The 1,064-nt window shown below is 75.8% G+C and carries 1 protein-coding gene; it reads left to right on the plus strand.

The window, feature by feature from the left end:
* Window positions 1-875 (plus strand): LysR family transcriptional regulator (locus tag VR44_RS13435; RefSeq protein ID WP_063778917.1); only part of this gene is annotated, 875 nt, incomplete at its 5' end.
* Between the last annotated feature and the right edge of the window lie 189 nt (window positions 876-1,064).

Here is a 1,064-nt window from a genome sequence, read left to right on the forward strand (position 1 = left end):
TCCGCATCCTCCGGACCCTGGCCGACCGGGGCACGGTGACCGCGACGGCCGAGGCGCTGCACATGACGCCCTCGGCCGTCTCGCAGCAACTGACCAACCTCGCCCGCCGGCTGGGCGTCGTCCTGCTGGAGGCCCAGGGCCGCGGCGTCCGCCTCACCGACGCCGCCCACCTGGTCCTGCACCACGCCGACGCCGTCTTCGCCCAGCTCGAACGCGCCGACGCCGAACTGGCCGGCTACCTCTCCGGCGAAGTGGGCGAAGTCCGCGTCGGCGCCTTCTCCACCGCCATCCCGTCCCTGGTCGTCCCGGCCGTCGCGGCCCTCAAGGAGCAGCACCCGGCCGTGGAGGTGAGGATCCGGGAAACGGACGCGGCGGAATCGTACGACCTCCTCTCCACCGGCGCCGTCGACCTGGCACTCTCCCTGGCCGCCCACAGCGCGGGCGACGACAGCCGCTTCACCCGGATCCCCCTCCTCGTGGACCCCCTGGACGTGGCCCTCCCCCCGGAGCACCCGCTCGCACAGGCCCCCGTGATCCGCCTGGCGGACCTCTCCTCGGACCGCTGGATCTACGGAGGCAGCGGCCCCTGGTCGGAGATCACCCGCTCCGCCTGCGAGGCGGCGGGCTTCCTCCCCGAACAGGCCCACACGGCATCCGGCTGGACGGCGATCCTGGCGATGGTGGAGGCCGGCATGGGCGTCGCCCTGGTCCCCCGCATGGTCTCGGCCCGCGCGGCGGGCGTCACCCTCCGCGTCCTCACCCACGACCGCCCGACCCGCCACGTGGTAGCGGCCCTCCGCCGGGGCGCGGAGTCGACCCCGGCGGTGGCCAGGGTCCTGACGGCGCTGCGGACGACGGCGGGGGCGCGGGGGTAGCCGACGGCTGGGGCCCGCCATCGCCCCTTCGAGGTGCCGGGGCCGTGCGGTGGTTGCCCACCCGCCTCCCGGCGGTACAGCGGCGGGACGGGACGGGCCTGCCGGCCGGGAGCGGGGGAGGCCGGAGCCTGAGCCGGGCGGTCTCAGAGAGGGTTGGGGGCTTCCCGCCAGTCTCATCGTCCTTCCGCG

It is taken from the genome of Streptomyces katrae (assembly GCF_000966975.1).
Lineage (GTDB): Bacteria > Actinomycetota > Actinomycetes > Streptomycetales > Streptomycetaceae > Streptomyces > Streptomyces katrae.